Consider the following 16,264-nt stretch of genomic DNA (forward strand, 5'->3'; position numbering starts at 1 on the left):
TACTTACATCTAGAGCATTAAAAACTGATACAAGTACTATTGATGATAACGCTCTACATTATCTTACTCAGGTACAAGCTGTCGTATAATTTCTTCTTATCCTCTAAAAGTTATCTCCGTTTATAAAACTATTTTGGAGCGTTACCATATATATCAAGTCGACTTTTAATTGGACTTTTTAGAAAGGGAATACAACAATCTGTTTTTACTGTTATCAACACATATAAACAATATCATTATTTCTTTTTTAAAATTTAAATCAAATTGATGATGATGATGTAGTGTGAATAGCGGTATAACTTTTTCTTATAAAATTAGGAATCTCAAAAATCATCAACTTATAGGTACTTATACACATGTTATGTTAAAGTTAATATACTGTTAAGTAATATAATACCATTATAAAATGATGGTTATACACATTTGTTGACAAGCCTTATCCACATCAAATTGTAAAGAAGTAAGCACCCTAATTCTTGTTTACTTCCATCGATTTTAGGCTTAAAACTCTCTTAAAAAAAGCCTAGTTATATTTAGGTTTTCCCAGATTAAAATGGGTATGGACTATTCCTTTTAATATTCCTAACACAATCTTTACTTTTCTATTAACAGGTTATCTATGACTTGTGAATTAATATAAAAAGGCATTGTTAACAACCTCAATTACGAAGTATTTTAGATAAAATCAATTTTTTAAAACAATCATTTATTGCATATATAAAACTTTAAAAACCTTAAATTCAGTATATTATATTGTTAATATCTGTTGTTAATAAGTATGTTCTTTTGATGAGCTAGGCTTATGAACAATTTAAAAACTAACCTGTAAGTGTTTATGAAAGAGACCTTAATTTATTAGGTAGTTCTATCTATTAAAATTTACTTTTGTGCAAACACACTACACATGAAAATCTCTATTGGAAATGATCACGCAGGACCAGATTACAAAGAAGCAATTTTAAAAATGCTAAAAGATCGCGGTCACCAAGTTACAAATCATGGCACTGATACTTTTGCTAGTGTTGATTATCCAGATTTTGCGCATCAAGTAGCTCGCGATGTCGATAGTTCAACTACCGAATTAGGAATAGTTATATGTGGTAGTGCACAAGGTGTTTCTATGACCGTTAATAAGTATCAAAATGTACGTGGTGCAGTTTGTTGGATAAAAGAAATAGCTGGATTGGCACGGGAACATAATAACGCAAACATACTATGTATTCCAGCCCGTTTTACTTCTATTCCACAAGCAGTAGCTATGGTAGAAACATTTTTAGACACTGATTTTGCTGCTGGTCGTCATGCAAACCGTGTGAATAAGATCGCTTGTTCTTAATATAGTGTTCTATAGGTGACTTGTTATCCTTAATAATTCCGCTTTTACATTGCGATTAATTTTAATGTTAACTTCAGTATCACACATATGAATCTTAATAAACGTCAACAATATTTTGATTTAGGTAATCAATTACCTAATAAATACATGCATCTCAATTTTGATAATCACTGTTACTGGCGCATTGCTCTGGATAATACGTTGTTTGCCAAATGGAAGGATGTGGTACCGGCTCCAGCCTATAGAAATATAACCGAAGAACAGTTGGATTATGTGATCCACTTACTAAAAAACTATCTGATAGATGAGCAGTTGTTACTAGAGCACAATAGAATTTCTTTGGCTTATCGAGGTAAGAATTAGTAGTATTTTCGTCTTACAAAATAGGATATAAAGATTTCTACTTATACGGAAATTGATAATTAATTTAAAAAAGGTGTGTGACTCTATGAGATTCCTGCCTAAACAAAAGTGATTTCTGCATAGGCGGAAAGTGAACATGAAAAAAGAAGCTTCTATAATTATTCATCAACTGAGAACTGCGGTACATCCAGAGAAAAAACTTATGGAAATATGGCGTGAGTTAGAACTGTATGAAGACCAAGAGAAAGAAGAAACTTTAGACGATCTAGATATTATAAGACAAGATCTTATGGCTAAAGGTGATGAAGAATTCGGTAACATGCTGGAAAAGATCATTACTGATATAAGAATCGGAGTAAAGCCACCACAGCCTAAAAATGTTCCCAAAAGGTTTTAATTATGAAAACAACTGTAAAATCTTTCTTAGAACTCCCCACACAAGAATTATATGCGGCACTTCAATTGCGCTCAGAAGTTTTTGTAGTAGAACAAGATTGTGTCTATCAAGATTTGGATGGAAAAGATCAAAAGGCCATTCATATTTTAGGATATGAAAAGGACCAACTTGTTGCTTATACCAGGATCTTTAAACCTGGTGATTACTTTGAACAATTCAGTATAGGTAGGGTTGTAGTAAGTCCTCAGCATCGAGGTAAATTTTATGGTCAGGAAATTATGAAGGCGAGTCTCGCTTTCGCGAAAGCGGAAAACTATCCAATTGTAAAGATCTCTGCACAGTGTTATTTGAATAAATTTTATACGGATTTAGGATTTATCCTTACTGGAGAAAAATATCTCGAAGATGGGATACCACATCAGGCAATGATTATGGAGTTTTAAAGTTAAAGCGTTTTTTTAAAAAAACCTGCTAGAATATACATAAAACTGCAATTTAGCAGGCTTTTTAATTTTATAAAAAGTTAGTCATCATGATGTCCATGACCGTGATGACCTTTATTTCCGAAAGGTTTCCATATAACCCCAGCACTGAATATAAACCCATCTGTAGGTGCGTAGATCTCATTAAAATTTGGGACACCAGAAGTATCAATAGCAACGGTAGGAGAGAAGCGGCTTTGCCTGCGGTCTGTAAAGTTCTCAAAGTTAAAGAACACATTTCCCCAGTCAAAGTTTTTCATTACGAGCAGTCCCATGGTAAAGAAATCTGTAGTTTCTGTCCCATTGAATAGCAATTGCTTACCAGTATAATAGGTTTCATAACCTATGCGCCACTTTTCATTTTCATACATGATGACACTACCAGCATTATGCTTTGCGGTAAGTGGTTTTTGAGGATTACCATCTAGGAAATTTAATCGTGTATCAATGTGTGCATAGTTTAAGAACCATTTAAAGTCTTTATAAGAGAACTTTATATTGGTCTCTGCACCTCGACTCAGTGTTACATCTGTAGCATTAGAATATTCAAACATTCCAGGACTAGTGGTACTAGAATTTAGGAGTAAACCCTTGTTTATAGCCGTTACATAAAACAGCTGATTGATAGAAAAATTAATATCACTTGTGATAGCAAATCCATAGTCAAAATCTAGATTCAATCCATAAGAGGTTTCTGCTACCAGAACATTTTTATCAATTGCCATTACATTCTGAAAATTCAAACGCTCTGCATCTTCTGTAAATAAATCTGGAATTTTGTAACCTAATCCGCCGCCTAAGCGACTTGTGAAACGGCCATCGCTTTTATATAAAATAGATGCTCTAGGCAATGCAAAAAAGCCCCAATCTGTTGTAAAATCTGTACGTAATCCTGTTTCTAGAATCCAGTTATCGCTCCAATCAGTTACATTATTAACAAACACACCAGCAGTAAGATCCCTTTGATCTCGCTCATTAAAGGACGCCTCTTCATCAAAATCAGAAGAGTATAAATTACCACCAAAAATCCAGTCTGTTTTCTCTGAATTGGTTTTATAATTTACCTCGGTAAACGTGTTGACCTGATTTCCTTTGAAATTTAAACTAGGGATGAGCAATTCTCGATTAAAATAGGCCACACTATTTTTAAACTGGAAGCTGCTGTGGTCACTTAATTTAGTGTCCCAAACTGCTTGAGTACTGAATCTGCGAGAAATATTTTCTTCGGTATACGCATTACTATTATTATTAATAATAGCATCGAGGTTTCCACCTTTACGCTGGTCATAAGTTCCATTTAATCCCAACCAAATAGTTGTTTTATCACTTGGATAATAGAACACTTTAGGATTTAGCGATATAGTTCGTACTTGAGGTAAATTAGAAAAATTATCTCCGTCAGGATCGTATTCTTTTTGCGAGTTAGCGCTTCCGTAAAGAGTGGTTCCCCACTTTCCTTTGCGCGCACTGTAAAATATGTTTCCTGTAATGCCTTGGGCTTGAGTTCCTACCAGCATAAAGTCCAGCTGCTTTTCTTCATCAGGCGTTTTAGAAACCATATCTACCAATCCAGCGATGGCACCACCACCATAAAGAGTGGAAGAACTTCCTTTTATAATTTCAAATTGAGCAATATCTAGTGGCGGTATTTGCATAATACTTAACCCACCAGCAAAACCTCCATAAAGAGGGAAACCATCTTTTAAAAGTTGCGTATAACGACCGTCGAGACCTTGAATACGTATGGACTGATTGGCACTACTTTGCGAGGTTTGTTGCATCTGTATCCCAGTACTTTCTCGCAACATCATGGCGATGTTGGTACTGTTCATTGCTGTTTTTTCAACTAATTCTTCTCCACCTATAAACTCTACTCGAGTAGGTGTGCGTTTAAAACTACGAGAAGAACGTGTGGACTGGATTACGATCTCATCTAGGTTACCTTCAGATTCATGGAGTTCAAAACGGTAATTTAATTGGTATGGTATGACCGCAGTAACCGTTTTACTTTCGTAACCTAAATAAGATACAGTAAGTTCATAAGTTCCTGCCGGCACACCGTTGATAATTCCTTTACCATTAAGGTCTGACATGGCGCCTTTTTTCAGGCTTTTGATAATAGCATTGGCACCTAATAAAGGCTGGTTATCTTCTTCTGATATCACAGTTATTTGTATATCATAGGTTGTTTTTGATTGCGCTTTTGCGAAAGCGTAACACAGCAACAACAGGCTGCATAAAATGAGTTTTTTCATGTATAGATTTTAAATAAACTAAATAAATAGAACGCACTGCTCTATAAAACTTTAGCTATTTAACTCTGGCGGCTGCAAAATAGAGCCATTATATCCATCGTACAACGGATTGATATAAGAAGAAATTTTTATGTTGATTTCTGGAATTTCAATCCATTCCAGACTTTGAAATACAAAAGTAACCATAGGAACAGAGCAGCAATTACACTGGCAGAAAGGAGAGCATTGATCTTCATGATCGTGGTTTTCGCGGTCCTCAAAATCACCAGCATCTTCAACTTGTACCACATCATCATGTGATTCCACAGTCGCATCATTGCATGGAATGATAGGTAGACTTAAAAAATAGATCGAGAAAAGGAATAGAATTATTTTCACCGTACAAAGATAAGAAAGGAAATTATACCAACTATTACTCAAAAGGACTCTGATCATTTGAGTTCAAATTATTTAGTAGCCCGTTCCAATCGGTCATTAATAGATTTTCCCAATCCAAAATCGGGTAATCGCTGTGCTACAATCAAGTCCAAGTTCAATTTATCGAGTTCGTGCATGGCACTGTACAATTTAGAAGCGGCTTCTTTTAAATTTCCGGTTTTAGAGAGATAGTTGATTTCAGAGACTTCAAAGTTATTGTGGTCAATAGAATGCAGTAAAAGCCCTATTTTTTGATCAGGATGTTGCGCTATAAAACGGTCTATGTTTTCAACGAGATAAGTTTTTGTACGCGGTGCGTAGTGTTTTTCTAACATTCCAGGGGCATTTGGGGCTATCTCTTTATCGTTTTTAACACCTACATTTCCCACTACTGCTGTAATATCTTCTAAAGAAATAGATCCCAATCTATAGACTACAGGTTGTTCATTTTCAAAACCGACGATGGTAGATTCAATCCCATTTTTACAGTCACCGCCATCGAGCACCATTTCCAGTTCCCCATCAAAATAATTTTTTACGTGTTGCGCGGTCGTAGGACTGATGTACGTAAACGGATTTGCACTAGGTGCAGCCACTGGAAAAGGAAGACTTTTTAGTAATTCTAGAGTTACCTCATGTTGAGGCATTCTAATTCCTACTGTATCATTTCCTGCGGTGATAAGGTCTGGAACAGTCTTTTGCTTTTTTAAAATCAAAGTCAGCGATCCTGGCCAAAACGCCTTAGCTAATTGTTGCGCCTTTTCTGGAAAATCAACAGCCAGTTCCATCACTTGTGCCATACTGTGAATATGCACAATCAGCGGATTAAAAAAGGGTCGTTTTTTTAATTCAAAAATCTTTTTAATTGCGGTGTCGCTATATATATTTCCTGCGAGTCCATAAACGGTTTCGGTAGGAATAGCTACCAGTTCTTCACGAGAAAGGATTTCGGCTGCTTTTAAGATGTCTTTGGAAACAAGTGTCATGATAGATTTTCCTAAATGTTTTTTGGCGGTACAAATATCGTTGTTAATAGAGAATATTTTGAATATAATTAACTGCTTATAGATGGTGCATCAGATGGCTTGTAAAGCATTATATAAAGTAAATAGCAAATGATAAAAACCCCTAAAGGAATAGTAAACTGCCAATAATTAAAATACATTAATGGAACCTGAGTCATTCTACAAACCAGAGGGTTTAGTAAAAGTATAAAAGCTACGAACTCCATACTTTTCTTGTATGTAACCGGAGCGTGAGCGGTACTTATTAGACTTAAAAGCAAGCCAAATAAAGAAGGGATTGAAAATAAAAACTCTTTACTAATAGGGTTAAAAAGACTAAAAAAAAGCCATAAACCTAATGGAAGCGCTGACATATACCCAACTATTATGATGCAGAGATACGATAGGATAGCAACGAGTTTGAGATATTTTAGAAATTCACAATTCACAAGATTCTTTCTAAATCAGTTAAATGTAAAGGTTTAATAATATTTCTTTTTCAACCAAAAAGAAACCCTCACCAATAAAATCAAAGCAGGAACTTCTACCAGTGGCCCGATAACTCCAGTAAATGCCTGACCAGAATTGAGTCCGAAAACCGCAATGGCAACCGCAATGGCCAGTTCAAAATTATTGCCAGCTGCTGTAAAAGAAATCGCAGCATTCTCGCTGTAGGTTGCCCCACGGTATTTACTGATAAAAAAGCCAATCAAGAACATGACTATAAAGTAAATCATCAATGGAATAGCTATCAATAATACATCATAAGGAATTTCCACAATGAGCTCGCCTTTGAGCGAAAACATCAATACAATAGTTAGTAATAAGGCCACTAATGTGATGGGTGAAATCGCTGGAATAAAAACGTTTTCATACCAGTCCTTTCCTTTGGCTTTTACTAAGAAATAACGACTTAGGATTCCCATAAGAAATGGAATTCCTAAGTAGATGGCAACACTTTCGGCTATAGTAGCTATGGAGATATCTACAATGGCTCCATCAAAGCCAAAATAAGGCGGTAAGACCGTGATAAATATCCAGGCATAGAAAGAATAGGCAAAGACTTGAAAAATGCTATTTAAAGCGACTAAACCAGCTCCGTATTCTGGAGAACCGTCTGCGAGGTCATTCCAGACCAGTACCATAGCAATACAGCGTGCGAGTCCTATTAAAATAAGTCCCACCATATATTCTGGATAGTCATGTAAAAAGATGATAGCGAGTAGAAACATCAAAATAGGACCTATCACCCAGTTAAGAAGTAATGAAATACTTAAAATCTTCGTATTCTTAAAAACAACGGGTAGCAGTTTGTAATCTGCTTTTGCCAGTGGCGGGTACATCATTAATATCAAACCTATGGCTATGGGAATATTAGTGGTTCCACTACTCATATTATTGATGGAAGTTGCGATGCTAGGTATCAAATAGCCTAATCCTACACCTATAGCCATGGCGGTAAAAATCCATAAGGTTAAGTATTGATTGAGGAAGGAGAGTTTCTTTTTCATGGATGGTATTAAATGAATTTTAAAAGGAATGGATTTCAATCAATCACTTTGAAGTTTATTGGGTGTTACTTGAGAGAAGACATATTTCATTTCGGTAGCGATTTGTAAGCTGCGCTCTTGGTAAATTACTTTTTGTTCTGGTGTTCCATCACTTATTTTTGGGTCTAAATAAGTAATCGAGATACGTTTTTCGGCACCGGGAACTACAGGACAGTTTTCTGATGCATGATCACAGGTCATTATCGCGCCAAATTGCTGTGACGGATTTTCCTCATCGTCAAAGAGTTTTGAAAATGCCTTGATAGGCGGCATGATCTCGCTGTATTCTATGTAGTATTTTGGGTTTTCTTGCTTATTCTTTTTAGTGATCTCTACCCCTTGTTTTTGGAGCGTTTTGATTATTCTAGGGTACACCGCTGTGGTTTCTGTTCCGCCAGAATAGCAATGTATATCCCCTATTTGATAATATCTAGCTGCGATTTGTGCCCATATCTGGCACAGATGACTGCGCCTAGAATTATGGGTACAAATAAAGGTAAGCTGTGTCTTGTTGTGATGTTGAAGACTGTAATTTATATAGTCTGAGAGTTGGTGGAGTTCTCGCTTTCGCGAAAGCGGAATGGCAGTCACATCTAAGCCATCCAGTAAATTTGTGATTGGTAAAAACATAAAATTTAATTAGCAACAACCAGAACCTGGTGCACATGAATTTTGAACTTCTGAAAGCTTTACTTGCTGTTTTTCTTGCGGGACACCACAACTGTCTTTAGCAAGGCAATCGGTCAATTTATTAGTGAGCACAAAGTGATCTCCATTAAAACCTATACCGAACTTTCCAATTGTTCCCGCTTGATACTCTACTTCTATTTCTACATCAGGAAGTCCTAATTGGGACTGAGACAGCTCAATGATTTGTTGTAATTTTTGAGGATGAAGCCTGTGGTCGTAATCGTTTGCCTCCCAAAGCTGGAAGTTGACCACTGTTTCTAGCCGCTCTTTGCCGCCGCAATCTATAAAGTGTTTTACTACCTTTCCTACTTCAGTAACGTGAAAATGTGAAGGCACTAAAGTACCGTCTGGAAGTGCAAAAGCGATTTTATCCAGTTGCGACAACTGGTGTTTAAATTCAGATAGTTTCATTTCTTATTGTTTAAATGTAATATTACGATGAATACGTTCAAATTTTTTTAACAGCATTTATTTAAAGCGGCAGCGTCAAGGTTTAAAATAGGGGAAAGCAAGTTCTTCATTAATGTCCAATTCTGATAATCGATACAATAACAAACACTTGTGCCCTCGACGCTGCCTTTTATGAGTCCGACAGACTTTAATTCCTTTAAATGTTGTGAAATAGTGGGTTGTGCTAGACCGATTTCATTAACGATATCTCCGCATACGCAGGAATCGATAGAAAATAAATACTGAATGATCGCTATTCTAGCGGGATGCGCGATGGCTTTTGTCATTCGAGCGATTTGATTTTGCTCCTCAGTAAATTTTTCACTTTTTGTAACTCCCATATCTTTCATCGCAAATTTACGATAAACGCACCAACTTACTATGCGATAAATAGTATTTTATTTATTTATAATTTATAGAGATGTAAAAGTATAAAGCTGTACTACATACAAAACAAATCAACCATGATGTATTTGCGTTTCTTAACCTCTTAATTACTCTATAAAATACCCCATTTTCTTAAATCTTAATTTGAAATAGTCACTATCAAAATTTAAGGGCTGATGATAGGTAAATGTTACCACGGTCTTCTTTTTCAGATCGAGCATTGAAATGACGGGTTGCCTCTTATAATTATTTTCTAAAAGCACGAGAAGTGAGTCTTTTTGCCAAAATACATTTTCTACCCATTGGTAAGGACCACGAAATGCCAATCGGTGGACGCTTTTATTTTTAAAGTCCACTAGGTTGATCTCTTGGTCGGGGGAAAAGATCAAATTACCTTCTTGGTTTGCTATCCAGTTGTAACTATCAAAATCAATATACTTCTCTTTATTATTTTGATAAACTAAGAATTTAGAATAAATGGAATCAAAATCAGAGTCAAAACTACCGTATACATTTCCAGAAATCACTTTTAAGGTATCCCTTGCTGCAAACTCAAAGCTTTGCAAACTCAAAGCTTTGTAAAGAAAAAGAAGGGTCCTTATTTTTATAGTAGGTGACCCATTCCCTCAAAGGAACAGGAGCATCTTTTTCTAAATTTAATTGCTCTTTAACTTCGATCGATTTAGGGCTTTCTATAGAATTACTTTTCGGCTTCTTTTGTTTGGAATCAGAACAGGAGACAGATAGGAACAAAGTAATAGTTATATATATGAGGTGTTTCCTTATAGAGAAGAAACCATAGTTTTTAAATTAATCTTTATCGATCTTAGTAATATACAGTTCTACGCGACGGTCTAATTTATCGATACCTCCTAAGGGTTTGGTACGACCAAATCCTTTGTATTTCATTCTGCGGTAGCTCACACCTCGCTTTTTTAGAGTTTCAAAAATGGATTTAGCCCTGTCGTAAGAAAGGTTGGATTTTCTGGTATCTCTATTGTAAGCATCGTCATAAACGGGATTGATGCAACACACATGACCGTGAATTTCAAAATGAATGTCTTCACGAGCTACAAGGATTTCTGCTACGCGATCTAAAAGGGGTTGAGATTCTTCCAGCACGACAGATCTTCCTCTATAAAAGAGAATGTTTTCTAGTCTGATGATTTGGCCCTTTTTAAGGTTTTTATTTAATAATGACTTAAAAGGTTCTGTTGAATTATCAACAATGGTGTCTAGCTTAGTCGGTATGTCTAGATATTCTTCTACCACTTCAACCATGGTTTCTTCTGTAACAGTTTTGAAGTTTTTAGAGGCAGGAATGAGGGCGGTGCTTGTTGTGTTTTGGAGAACTGCTTTCACAGCTTTTTTCTCATAGGTTTTGATTTCTTCCTCCTCCTCTTCTGTAAGGTCCTTTATATTTAGCTTTTTAATTTCTAGTCGCTGGCTAATGGTTTCTTTTAGTGAAAAAACAACATCAACTCGCCTATTTTGGGCGCGTTCATCTTCTACAGTTAATTTGTCATCATCATCTTCTAAGGCTACTTCGCCACGACCTTCAATGGTTTTAGAAATGTGTTCTATGGTAATGGCATGTTCCTGCAACCATTTAGAAACGGTCTCTACGCGTCTGTTAGAAAGGTCTAGATTGTACTCATAAGAGCCTTGATCATCACAGTAACCTAGTATTTTTACGTCTAGAAGGGGTTTGTATATCAAGTCATCAAAAAAGGCATTGAGTTGTTTTCCCTCGCTGAATGGAAATTGGTCTTTATCGAGATCAAAGTAAACAGAATGGGTTTCTGTAAGCTGCCCGTTCATTGCAAAGCTTACAAGAAATAAAAGAAACGCTATGTATTTTTTACTAGTCATTATTTTAAAATACGTTGGTATTTATTTTCATCATTGAGCACTTCAATCGCTGCTCTAATTTCTGGGTTGTATTTGATCTGGTGATTGTAAAGTCCTTCTTTATAGAAATATCTTTTTACGATTTCATCAGTCAGGAGGCTTTTGATTTCGGCTTTTTTATCTACGACTTCCTTCTTTTTAGCTTTCTGAATTACTTCCATCATGGAGTTGTAAGAGGTTTTGATATCATCATCTAATTCTTCGTTAGTAGCTGATTGATACGCTTTCTCAAAAGCGGACTCTGTAACCGTCTCAAATTCGAACCCACGTTTTTCTATCCAAGAAACAAATTCTTGAAAGTCAGCATCTGAAAACTGAATCTCATCTAGAGAAGTAAACTGGTGTTTATAGTAATATTCTGTGGCGTAGTCAAAAATGGAATTTTCCTTAAGAAGAGCTGTGGTGATAGGAGAATATGCAGCAGACTCTATCTTAATATCGGGTTCCACGCCACCACCATCATAAACTGTACGACCGCTGTTGACCGTTTTAAAAGCTTTGTAATTTTCTTTTTTGGTACGCACGGCGTCGCCATTTTCATCTCGGTTCCAATAATCTAAGGCTTGAATGCAACGACCACTAGGCGTGTAATATCTAGAAATAGTAATCTTCACTTGGGTTCCATAAGACAAAGGCTTAGGGCGTTGTACCAGTCCTTTACCAAAACTTCTTGCACCTACAATGACAGCGCGGTCATAGTCCTGCAGACTACCACTTACTATCTCGCTGGCACTTGCGCTGCGGCCATTGATCAAAACCGCCACTGGCATTCCTTCAAATTCTTCATTGCGTTTGGTCAGATAAGTTCTGTTGTACTTAGTTACAACAGATTGGGTACTGGTGATGAGTTTTCCTTTTGGGATAAATAAGTTAGACACATTTACAGCTTCACTTAACAAGCCGCCTGGATTAGCTCGTAAGTCGAGAATTATTTTGGTAGCTCCTTTTTCTCTTAATTCTTTAATGGCAGCCTTGGTTTCTTTAGAAGCTTTTTCATTGAATTTAGAAAGAACTACGTAGCCTATTTCTGGAGTTGCCATTTCATAAAAAGGAACCGCATTTACCTCAACACCCTCTCTTTTAAGAGTAGTCGTTTTTGTTTTTCCTTGACGGGTATAGGTTATGGTTAGCTCTGTTCCTGAAGAACCTTGTAACAAATCTCCAGCATTATCTTTATAATCAGATATTTTGACACCGTCTATTTCTATGATATCATCACCAGCTTTAAGGCCAGCCTTATCTGCTGGATAATCTTTCCAGGGTTCTATAATCGTTATGGCATTTTCTTTAGTACGCACGTTTGCGCCTATGCCGGTATAGGAACCACGACGGTTGATTTTAGATTTTTCTACCTCTTGCTCTGTCCAGTACACCGTGTAGGGATCCAGTCCTTCCAGCATTCCTTCTATGGCATTATCCATAAGCTCTGCTGGGTTAGTATCGTCCACATAATTCATATTGAGCTGTTTGTACATTTCTGTAAAAATCTCAATCTGTTTTGCGATCTCAAAAAAATCATTTTGAAAACTAGCGGTAGTAAATAGCAATCCAGCTGCCGCTATAGGAAGTAGGATTTGTCTTTTTATATTTATTCTTTGACTCATTTTTTTATTTCTAGCTTAAATAAGCAGCATTAAATATAGGGTAAATACTCAGAAGCACCATATAGCTGTAACGTTACTTTTAATAAAGGATTGTGTGCAAGGTCGATGAAGGAATGAGGGATGCGGAGAATAAAAAAGAATATGGATGTTGGAATATAGACTGTTGTGTTGATAGGATATAGAATATAGAGTTGTTGATTTAGATTTAATACTATGATTTCCCTCGGCCGCAAACACCCTTTATCCTATCAGACATTTCCCATGTAGGAAAAACCTTAGTTACATGCTATGTCATTAAAATAAATTTGAGGAGGTAACTACCCTTTTCTCTAAAGAAAATAAGAATTGGATATTTTTTGAGTTAGTTCCATATTCCTTGTTTAATTTTTCAACTGGATGGGAACTAGTGAAGTTGTCTTGCAAGCATCTTAACAAATAAAAAACGCTGTCATATGCCAAAATCTAACAGGCTAGTCGAGTGTTTGTAATGGCATCAATGTTTGTCAGGTAGATCTATGGTTTATAATGAAATCTATACTTCATATTCTAATTTCTATAATTTTTAAGAAATGACCTTTTTAGCTAACTCTTTCAATAACTTTTTAGTAAGCTGTTCTATATAATCGTAGTCAGGCATTTTACCAGACTGGTAAATAAACATCGCTTTTAAATGCACGCTTTCAGAAACGGGTAGTAATCCTTGATGCAATCTATAAGACTCTCGCAGCAATCTTTTAATACGGTTGCGATTTACGGCACTTTTAAAAAAACGTTTTCCTACACTCACGCCTATTTGATGCTCGCCGCCAGTTGGTGCTATAAAATAAACGACCCGTAAAGGCCCTTTTCTCATAGATGCTCCATCAGTGAACAACTGGTCTGTGGCTTTTTTGCTTTTAAGCTTTTTATTTCTTCCTAAAGTGAGTTTCATTGTGGTGCAAAGATAGGGTTTCCGTTTGTGAGTATTTGAGTCTGTTAGTCTTTGAGCTCTCGAGCCTTTTAATAAGTAAGCAGTAGGCAGGTTCGTTTTTGAGCTGTGCTCAAAACGGAAGTAGGTAGTATTTTTTGGATGGAATTTAAATCAGTTCTGCAAACCTATCTTTCCAAAGAAAATCGATTCAAATACAGTGTACAGTCGCGGTATTCAGAGCCAGTAGGTATTAAATTCGTTGAAGATTACAGGTTCTGTTCCCTAAATCTAAAAGGTGCAGGAACTCAGCGTACTTTAGTTGATCAAAATGTATATATAAAAACTAAGAAACCTTAGCCTTTAGGGCTAGGGAAAAGGTTTTGGTTTTATGCTCAAAACAGAAGTAGGCAGTAATTCTATTTAAAGAATTACTGCCTACTAAAATTTCAAACTTGTTTGAAATCAATCTGCTTACTGCCTACTGTGACAGTTTACTATAACCTATTCCTCTATTGGAAACGTATTATTAGCCTTATTCACATCTGCCATCATTTCTTTTGGATCGATGGTCACACTTTTTACGTTGTTTAAATTGACAGTGTCAAGAGTCAACTCATAGGTGGGATATGCCCAAGCCCAGTCTGCCACCGTAGTTACATTCCTAGTTACTTTCTTTTCTCCGCGCATTTCTTCAAGAGGTATGTAGTACATTTTTGTACTGCCATCATTCATAGTTACTTCTATGTCTAGCGGCATAGGCATAAGGCCTTTTCGCGAAAGCGAAATTACTGCCTTACCATCTAGGCTACTCATATTTTCAATAGAATAATCGATCGTATTTGTCGTCATGGTCCAGTCTATTAAATACCATTCCAAGTCAAAACCGCTCACACGCTCAGCCACTCTTTTAAAGTCATTAGGATCTGGATGTTTGAATTTCCAAGTATTGAAATATTCTTTGATAATTTGGTCCCGTACTTCATCTCCTACCACATAACCTAGTTGTGCCATAAAAACGGCTCCTTTAGAATAAGCACTGGTTCCATAAGCGCCATTGTATTCATAACGGTCTGCATGGGTGGTTTGTGGTTGTTCTTTACCAGACATCGCAAGACTTATATAACCTCTATAAGAGCCAGCATTTGGATTTTCTTTTCCTTCTTTAAAAACTTCATTCATAGCTAGGTTAGAAATATAGGTAGTAAAACCTTCATCCATCCACTCATCTTTAGACTCGTTAGTAGCGAGAATGTGGTTGAACCACGAGTGTGCAAATTCATGAGCAGTAACTCCCGCAAGACTACCAAAACTGCGTTCTCCAGTTATTAAGGTACACATCGCATATTCCATACCACCATCACCACCTTGAATCACTGAGTATTGTTTGTAAGGGTATTTCCCTATATGCTCGTTATAGTACTTTAAGAACTCATTAGTTACTGGTTGTAATTGTTTCCAGTTTTCTTTGATAGCGTCGTTATCCTTGTAGAAGAAGTGAAGGTCCACTCCGTTTGCTCCTTTGTAGATATCGTGGATAAAATCTTTGTCTGCGCCAAATGCAAAATCATGAACTTGAGGGGCTTTAAAATGCCATTTTAATTTTCCGTCCTCGCTTCTTGCAGGGCCAGAATTTGCTTTGTCATAACCATGACCTATTTCTTTAGGGTTTTGAAGGTAACCAGTTCCACCGATAGTATAATCTTTATCAATAGTTACTTCCACATCAAAATCTCCCCAAACACCGTGAAATTCGCGTGCGATATACGGGCTTGTATTCCAACCGTATTTATCAAACTCAGCCATTTTAGGATACCATTGTGTCATAGAAAGAGCAACTCCTTCGGCATTATTACGGCCGCTTCTTCTTATTTGTACAGGAACCTGACCGTTAAAATCTAGTTCTAGAGTAGTAGACTGTCCTGGTGCGAGTGTTTTTGCAAGCTTTACTACGAGTACAGTTCCTTGTTCGTCTGTTAATAAAGGTTGACCGTCTTGCTTCATACTGCTCACATGCAAATAGCCTATTTCATTAGGTTTTAAAGCTACAATACGAGACCCTACACGCGGATCAGGATCTGCGATACTACGGGAACGTACATCCATTTCACTTCCTGGTTGAAAAGCATTGAAAAATAAATGATAGTAAACTCGATCTAGCGTTTCTGGCGAGTTGTTAGTATACACCAGTTTTTGTTGACCTGTGTATTGGTAACGATCTACATCTATATCCACATCCATATCATAGTTGACATGTTGTTGCCAGTAAGTACCAGAATCAGATGACTGGTTAGCCACTACATTTTTAGAAGAGTTACAACTAGCTAGTGCAATCGCAGCGGTAAGAATTATAGCAATTTTTTTCATAAGATTTTTTTGTTGCTGCTAAGATAAGGATTTACGAATTTGAACTTGAAATTTGAAAAGATTAAAAAATGATAAACCATTGGTGATGAATGATATCAGATTTTTAATTTATTTACTCTGTTGGAAAATTGATAAGTTAAGAAT

The 16,264-nt window shown here is 36.3% G+C and carries 16 protein-coding genes; 4 read left to right on the forward strand and 12 right to left on the reverse strand.

Going from position 1 to position 16,264, the window contains the following annotated elements:
* Positions 1 to 904: 904 nt before the first annotated feature.
* The 4 genes from F0365_RS04985 (at position 905) to F0365_RS05000 (ending at position 2,539) form a co-directional block, all read left to right on the forward strand.
* Complete coding sequence (locus F0365_RS04985) at positions 905 to 1,336, forward strand: RpiB/LacA/LacB family sugar-phosphate isomerase (RefSeq protein WP_169932685.1); 432 nt, start codon at positions 905 to 907, stop codon at positions 1,334 to 1,336.
* Positions 1,337 to 1,423: 87 nt separating this feature from the next.
* On the forward strand, positions 1,424 to 1,699 hold the full coding sequence (locus F0365_RS04990; RefSeq protein WP_169932686.1) for an acetyltransferase: 276 nt from the start codon (positions 1,424 to 1,426) through the stop codon (positions 1,697 to 1,699).
* Between the two features lie 136 nt (positions 1,700 to 1,835).
* Positions 1,836 to 2,096 (forward strand): hypothetical protein, encoded by a 261-nt coding sequence (locus tag F0365_RS04995; protein WP_169932687.1) that lies wholly within the window; start codon positions 1,836 to 1,838, stop codon positions 2,094 to 2,096.
* A 2-nt stretch (positions 2,097 to 2,098) separates the two neighbouring features.
* Complete coding sequence (locus F0365_RS05000) at positions 2,099 to 2,539, forward strand: GNAT family N-acetyltransferase (protein ID WP_169932688.1); 441 nt, start codon at positions 2,099 to 2,101, stop codon at positions 2,537 to 2,539.
* 80 nt (positions 2,540 to 2,619) lie between these two features.
* Here the strand turns inward: F0365_RS05000 and F0365_RS05005 are convergent, their stop codons facing one another.
* From F0365_RS05005 to F0365_RS05060, 12 genes are all read right to left on the reverse strand, one after another.
* A complete protein-coding gene (locus tag F0365_RS05005) occupies positions 2,620 to 4,833 on the reverse strand; it encodes a TonB-dependent receptor (RefSeq protein ID WP_169932689.1) in 2,214 nt (737 codons plus the stop codon).
* A gap of 51 nt (positions 4,834 to 4,884) precedes the next feature.
* Positions 4,885 to 5,268 carry a DUF6660 family protein gene (locus tag F0365_RS05010; RefSeq protein ID WP_169932690.1) on the reverse strand — a complete coding sequence of 128 codons (384 nt, stop codon included), beginning with the start codon at positions 5,266 to 5,268 and terminating at the stop codon, positions 4,885 to 4,887.
* 11 nt (positions 5,269 to 5,279) lie between these two features.
* A complete protein-coding gene (locus F0365_RS05015; protein ID WP_169932691.1) occupies positions 5,280 to 6,236 on the reverse strand; it encodes an L-threonylcarbamoyladenylate synthase in 957 nt (318 codons plus the stop codon).
* A gap of 500 nt (positions 6,237 to 6,736) precedes the next feature.
* Complete coding sequence (arsB, locus tag F0365_RS05020) at positions 6,737 to 7,765, reverse strand: ACR3 family arsenite efflux transporter (RefSeq protein ID WP_169932692.1); 1,029 nt, start codon at positions 7,763 to 7,765, stop codon at positions 6,737 to 6,739.
* 39 nt (positions 7,766 to 7,804) lie between these two features.
* Positions 7,805 to 8,434, reverse strand: coding sequence for a protein-tyrosine-phosphatase (locus F0365_RS05025; protein ID WP_169932693.1), 630 nt, complete (start codon positions 8,432 to 8,434; stop codon positions 7,805 to 7,807).
* Positions 8,435 to 8,443: 9 nt separating this feature from the next.
* The gene (locus tag F0365_RS05030; protein ID WP_169932694.1) at positions 8,444 to 8,905 is read right to left on the reverse strand and encodes a DUF6428 family protein; all 462 of its coding nucleotides are present in this window, start codon (positions 8,903 to 8,905) and stop codon (positions 8,444 to 8,446) included.
* A 47-nt stretch (positions 8,906 to 8,952) separates the two neighbouring features.
* Positions 8,953 to 9,285 carry an ArsR/SmtB family transcription factor gene (locus tag F0365_RS05035; RefSeq protein ID WP_169932695.1) on the reverse strand — a complete coding sequence of 111 codons (333 nt, stop codon included), beginning with the start codon at positions 9,283 to 9,285 and terminating at the stop codon, positions 8,953 to 8,955.
* Positions 9,286 to 9,438: 153 nt separating this feature from the next.
* On the reverse strand, positions 9,439 to 9,903 hold the full coding sequence (locus F0365_RS05040) for a hypothetical protein (protein ID WP_169932696.1): 465 nt from the start codon (positions 9,901 to 9,903) through the stop codon (positions 9,439 to 9,441).
* 238 nt (positions 9,904 to 10,141) lie between these two features.
* On the reverse strand, positions 10,142 to 11,203 hold the full coding sequence (locus F0365_RS05045) for an OmpA family protein (RefSeq protein ID WP_169932697.1): 1,062 nt from the start codon (positions 11,201 to 11,203) through the stop codon (positions 10,142 to 10,144).
* A complete protein-coding gene (locus F0365_RS05050; protein WP_169932698.1) occupies positions 11,203 to 12,846 on the reverse strand; it encodes a S41 family peptidase in 1,644 nt (547 codons plus the stop codon). The genes F0365_RS05045 and F0365_RS05050 overlap by 1 nt, the downstream gene beginning before the upstream one ends.
* Positions 12,847 to 13,408: 562 nt before the next feature.
* On the reverse strand, positions 13,409 to 13,777 hold the full coding sequence (gene rnpA / locus F0365_RS05055) for a ribonuclease P protein component (protein ID WP_169932699.1): 369 nt from the start codon (positions 13,775 to 13,777) through the stop codon (positions 13,409 to 13,411).
* A gap of 480 nt (positions 13,778 to 14,257) precedes the next feature.
* Positions 14,258 to 16,120: a M1 family metallopeptidase gene (locus tag F0365_RS05060; protein ID WP_169932700.1), complete on the reverse strand. Its 1,863-nt coding sequence runs from the start codon at positions 16,118 to 16,120 to the stop codon at positions 14,258 to 14,260.
* Positions 16,121 to 16,264: the final 144 nt, after the last annotated feature.

Origin of the sequence: Nonlabens sp. Ci31 (assembly GCF_012974865.1) — a bacterium.
In the GTDB taxonomy this organism is placed as follows: domain Bacteria; phylum Bacteroidota; class Bacteroidia; order Flavobacteriales; family Flavobacteriaceae; genus Nonlabens.

Bases quoted from the DNA above. Each gene is read 5' to 3' on its own strand.
- F0365_RS04985 (WP_169932685.1), top strand. From the start codon at position 905: ATGAAAATCTCTATTGGAAATGATCACGCAGGACCAGATTACAAAGAA.
- F0365_RS04990 (WP_169932686.1), top strand. From the start codon at position 1,424: ATGAATCTTAATAAACGTCAACAATATTTTGATTTAGGTAATCAATTA.
- F0365_RS04995 (WP_169932687.1), top strand. From the start codon at position 1,836: ATGAAAAAAGAAGCTTCTATAATTATTCATCAACTGAGAACTGCGGTA.
- F0365_RS05000 (WP_169932688.1), top strand. From the start codon at position 2,099: ATGAAAACAACTGTAAAATCTTTCTTAGAACTCCCCACACAAGAATTA.
- F0365_RS05005 (WP_169932689.1), bottom strand. From the start codon at position 4,833: ATGAAAAAACTCATTTTATGCAGCCTGTTGTTGCTGTGTTACGCTTTC.
- F0365_RS05010 (WP_169932690.1), bottom strand. From the start codon at position 5,268: ATGATCAGAGTCCTTTTGAGTAATAGTTGGTATAATTTCCTTTCTTAT.
- F0365_RS05015 (WP_169932691.1), bottom strand. From the start codon at position 6,236: ATGACACTTGTTTCCAAAGACATCTTAAAAGCAGCCGAAATCCTTTCT.
- arsB (WP_169932692.1), bottom strand. From the start codon at position 7,765: ATGAAAAAGAAACTCTCCTTCCTCAATCAATACTTAACCTTATGGATT.
- F0365_RS05025 (WP_169932693.1), bottom strand. From the start codon at position 8,434: ATGTTTTTACCAATCACAAATTTACTGGATGGCTTAGATGTGACTGCC.
- F0365_RS05030 (WP_169932694.1), bottom strand. From the start codon at position 8,905: ATGAAACTATCTGAATTTAAACACCAGTTGTCGCAACTGGATAAAATC.
- F0365_RS05035 (WP_169932695.1), bottom strand. From the start codon at position 9,285: ATGGGAGTTACAAAAAGTGAAAAATTTACTGAGGAGCAAAATCAAATC.
- F0365_RS05045 (WP_169932697.1), bottom strand. From the start codon at position 11,203: ATGACTAGTAAAAAATACATAGCGTTTCTTTTATTTCTTGTAAGCTTT.
- F0365_RS05050 (WP_169932698.1), bottom strand. From the start codon at position 12,846: ATGAGTCAAAGAATAAATATAAAAAGACAAATCCTACTTCCTATAGCG.
- rnpA (WP_169932699.1), bottom strand. From the start codon at position 13,777: ATGAAACTCACTTTAGGAAGAAATAAAAAGCTTAAAAGCAAAAAAGCC.
- F0365_RS05060 (WP_169932700.1), bottom strand. From the start codon at position 16,120: ATGAAAAAAATTGCTATAATTCTTACCGCTGCGATTGCACTAGCTAGT.